Genomic DNA, 3,876 nt, shown 5'->3' on the forward strand with positions numbered 1-3,876 from the left:
ACTTGGCCGAGCAGGCGGGGGGTGTCCTCCGCCGCGACCACCTCGGCGGTCTCCAGGAGGCGCCGCAGCCGCGCCGAGGCGTCCTCCGCGTCGCCGATCGGCGTGGCCGCCAGCACGATCCGCCCGCTGCTCATGGCGGCCAGGCTACGCGGCTGCCCGGCCCTACGATGACGGCGTGACCAGCACCCTCCCGGCGGGCCGCGCGGCGAGCGACCGCAGGCGGGGACCCACCGGGCCCCGGGGCGGGTCGGGCAGGGAGGCCCTGTGGGGCTGGGTCACGGCCCTCGCGGTCACGGCCCTGGCCGCCGCGATGCGGCTGCGGGACCTGGGGCGCCCCGAGGTCCTCGTCTTCGACGAGACGTACTACGTCAAGGACGCCTGGACCTTGCTGCACCTCGGGTACGAGGGCAGCTGGCCCGACGACCCGGACCCAGCCTTCGAGTCCGGTCAGGTCGACGGCTACTCGACCGCACCCGCCTACGTGGTGCACCCGCCGGTGGGCAAGTGGGTCATCGCGCTCGGGCTGCGGCTGGTGGGAGCGCAGGACCCGGCCGGGTGGCGGCTCGGCTCGGCGCTGGCCGGGGTGCTCGCGGTGCTGCTGCTCACCCGTATCGCCACGCGCCTGTTCCGCTCGGCGGGCCTCGGCGCGATCGCCGGGCTGCTCCTCGCCGTCGACGGCGCCGCGATCGTGCACTCGCGCACGGCCCTGCTCGACGGGATCCTCATGGTCCTGCTGCTCGCGGCCTTCGGCGCCCTGCTGCTCGACCGGGACCGCACCGGGGAGCGCCTGGCCCGGCAGACGGGACCGCCCTGGGCCCATCGCGGCTGGGGGCCAGGGCTGGGCCTACGCCCGTGGCGGGTCACGGCGGGGCTCCTGCTCGGGCTCGCGGTGGGCACCAAGTGGTCGGCCCTGTGGTTCGTCGCGGTCTTCGGTCTGCTGACGGTCGGCTGGGACTTCCTCGCCCGGCACCGGTCCGGGGCCTCGCGCTGGTGGCAGACGGCCCTGCTGCGGGACGGGCCGCTCGCCTTCCTGAGCGTGGTCGGGACGGCCGCGGTCAGCTATGTCGCGGGGTGGGCCGGGTGGTTCGCGACCCAGGGCGGGTACGCCCGCACGTGGGCGGCGACCCACCCGGGCGAAGGGGTCACCTGGCTGCCCGGGGCGCTGCGTTCCTGGGTGCATTACCACCAGGAGATGTGGCGCTTCCACACTTCCCTGACCACGGAGCACGGCTACGCCTCCCACCCGGCGGGCTGGCTGCTCCAGCTGCGACCCACCTCGTTCTTCTTCGAGTCCCCCGAACCTCCCCTGCAGGTGTGCGGGGCGGAGCGTTGCGCGCAGACCGTCACCTCGCTGGGCAACCCGTTGCTGTGGTGGTTCGCGACCGCGGCCGTGGTGGCCTGCGTCTGGTGGGTGGTCCGACGTCGTGACGGGGTGGCCCTGGCAGCGCTCTCGGGTCTGGCCGCGGGCTGGTTGCCGTGGTTCGCCTACTCCCACCGGACGATCTTCGCCTTCTACGCGATCGTCGTCCTGCCCTGGATGGTGCTGTGCCTGACCTGGGCGATCGGGCGGCTCCTCGCGTGGGGCGAGGCCGAGCCGTGGCGCCGGACCATGGTGCGCGGCGTCGTCGTCGTCGGGCTCGTGCTGGTCCTGCTGACCACGGCGTGGTTCCTCCCGGTGTGGACCGGGGAGGTCACCACCTTCCGCGAGTGGCAGCTGCGCCAGTGGTGGCACGGCTGGGTCTGACCTCGCTCAGGCCGGTGGGTCCAGGTCGAGCAGCCCGAGGGAGCGCCACCGCTCGACGGGACCCGGCAGGCGGGTCGCGAGCGGGCGCTGACGCCCGGGCACGGCCCACGCCACCTCGGCCAGGGTCGCGACCTGGGCGAGCCTGGTCAGTCCCCGGGGCTCGGGGTCGACCAGCCACCCCGAGGGCAGCACGGCCTCGAGACCGGCGATCCCGGCGGAGGGTCCTGGACCCGCGACGGGAGAGCCGTCGAGCGGGGCGCCCTCCCGGGCCAGGACGAGCCTTGCTCCTCGGCCCACGGCGGCCTCCTCCTGCACGGTGAGGCGCCCGTCGCCGACGTGGCGGAGCACCGTCCCCTGACCTGCGGTCTCGCCCAGCAGCGCGGCGGCACCCACCACGAGCTTGCCCGCGCCGTGCACCTCCTCCGCCGCTCGGGCGACCAGCCCCGCCGTGCTGGGGTCTGCGGTACCGGGCCCCGCACCGCGCAGGGCGAGCCGCAGCGCCGGTCCGGGCGTCGTGGCGAGGACCCTGCCGAGCACCTCCTGCATCCAGGTCTCGTCCCAGCCGTCGAGCCCTGACCCGGTGCCGGCCCCCTGCTCGGGGACGGGGAGCCGCACCTCGGGCACCACGGTCACGTGCCGTGCCAGGGCGTAGGTGAGGATCTCGGCGTAGTCCTCGACGTCGTACTCGCCGCCCCCCTCGCCCACAGGCAGGTGCAGCACGTCGAGCTTGAGGTCCGTCATCACGGCCACCACCCGCTTGACCCCCGCGACGTCCACGGTCGCGGGGTGCAGACCGAGGTCGAGGCCGCGCCACAGGAACCGCGGGTGGTCGACCACCTCGACCGCGGGGAAGCTGAGGGCTGCCTGGCGGCCACGGGTGGTGCGGTCCTCGGGCAGGCGGTGGCCCATCTGGTGCAGGGTGGTCGCCCCACGGAGGAGCCCGGGGGCGGCGAGGGCGGTGATCTCGGCGCGGTCCCGGCTCACCGTGAGGCGGTACGCCTCGCGCATCCGGGAGGCATCGACGGCGTCGACCAGGCCCAGCTCGCGGGGGTCGCGGGTCAGGGTGAGGACGATCGCGGGGCCGGCGGTCGACTCCTCGTGGGTCACCGAGACCGGGGCGCCGCAGATCTCGCCGAGACGTCCCGCGGCGAGGACCGCCGTGCCCACCGCGGAGGGGTCCGCCCCGGCGACCACCCGCATGCCCGGACGCACGTGGAAGGGGGCCCCGGGGCGCAGCTCGACCGAGCGTGGGGTGGGCAGGACGTCACGACCGTCCGTCACCGGCACCGTCCTCCTGACCTCCGGCCTGCAGCGGCGAGTCCCGCACGAGACGAGGTGCTCATGACGAAGGGCCCTGCGGCTGGACGTACCAGCGCAGCAGGACCCTTCTAGCGGTGGAGCTGAGGGGATTCGAACCCCTGACCTTCTCATTGCGAACGAGACGCGCTACCAACTGCGCCACAGCCCCTTGAGCGGGTAACAGGCTAGCACCACGTCGGCGGTGCTACCGACCCGCAGCCTCACTCCCCCGACGCACGCCGACGGGCGAGGATCGCGTCCAGGTCGAGGGACCTGGCGGGGCCGGCCGAGCCCGCGGCCGAGGACGCTGCGGGGGGAGCCGACGCCTCCAGGTGCCCGGCCGCGTCCAGTCCCTCGTCAGCGGACGGCGCGTCCTCGGCGAGCCGGCCTCCTGCGGCCGGCGGCGCCACCTCGTCGAGCACGAGGGGGGCCGGCTCCCGGCGAGGGGCTGCTGCCTTGAAGGTGTAGGACGGGCGCGGCACGGGGACCGGGGCCCAGGTCTCGGCGGACCGGGTCTCGGACCGCGCCTGCGCAGCCGTGCGAGACGACTCCGTGGGGGCCTCGGGGACGCGCCCCTGCGTGGCGCCCGTGGACGTCGTCCCGGTGGGGGTGCGGTCGGTCCGGGCGCTCGTGACGCTCTCCCGCGGGACGCGAGCCATCACCTCGGTGCTCGCCTCGGAGGGGTGGACGGCACGACCGGTCGTGCGTCGGGCCGGTTGCCCGGCAGACCGGTCGATCGTCAGCGAGGGGCGGGTGGCGGCACCTGCCTCCCAGGCGGCGTCCGCGCGCCCCCCGGCGACCACCGCGCGCCGTCCTAGCCCCAGGACGGTGAC

At 75.4% G+C, this 3,876-nt stretch carries 2 protein-coding genes, 1 tRNA gene and 2 pseudogenes; 1 reads left to right on the forward strand and 4 read right to left on the reverse strand.

Annotated elements, in window-relative coordinates:
- A pseudogene (locus L0B03_RS19640) lies at nucleotides 1–134 on the reverse strand (16S rRNA (cytidine(1402)-2'-O)-methyltransferase); the annotation flags it as partial.
- A 41-nt stretch (nucleotides 135–175) separates the two neighbouring features.
- Here L0B03_RS19640 and L0B03_RS14970 point away from each other — a divergent pair.
- On the forward strand, nucleotides 176–1,744 hold the full coding sequence (locus L0B03_RS14970; protein ID WP_250447218.1) for a phospholipid carrier-dependent glycosyltransferase: 1,569 nt from the start codon (nucleotides 176–178) through the stop codon (nucleotides 1,742–1,744).
- Between the two features lie 6 nt (nucleotides 1,745–1,750).
- Here L0B03_RS14970 and L0B03_RS14975 read toward each other — a convergent pair whose 3' ends face one another.
- From L0B03_RS14975 to L0B03_RS14985, 3 genes and pseudogenes are all read right to left on the reverse strand, one after another.
- Nucleotides 1,751–3,025: a beta-N-acetylhexosaminidase gene (locus L0B03_RS14975; protein WP_250447221.1), complete on the reverse strand. Its 1,275-nt coding sequence runs from the start codon at nucleotides 3,023–3,025 to the stop codon at nucleotides 1,751–1,753.
- A gap of 114 nt (nucleotides 3,026–3,139) precedes the next feature.
- Nucleotides 3,140–3,212 (reverse strand) — tRNA-Ala (locus L0B03_RS14980).
- Between the two features lie 52 nt (nucleotides 3,213–3,264).
- A pseudogene (locus tag L0B03_RS14985) lies at nucleotides 3,265–3,876 on the reverse strand (hypothetical protein); the annotation flags it as partial.

This window comes from Actinotalea sp. C106 (assembly GCF_023630195.1).
GTDB lineage: Bacteria > Actinomycetota > Actinomycetes > Actinomycetales > Cellulomonadaceae > Actinotalea.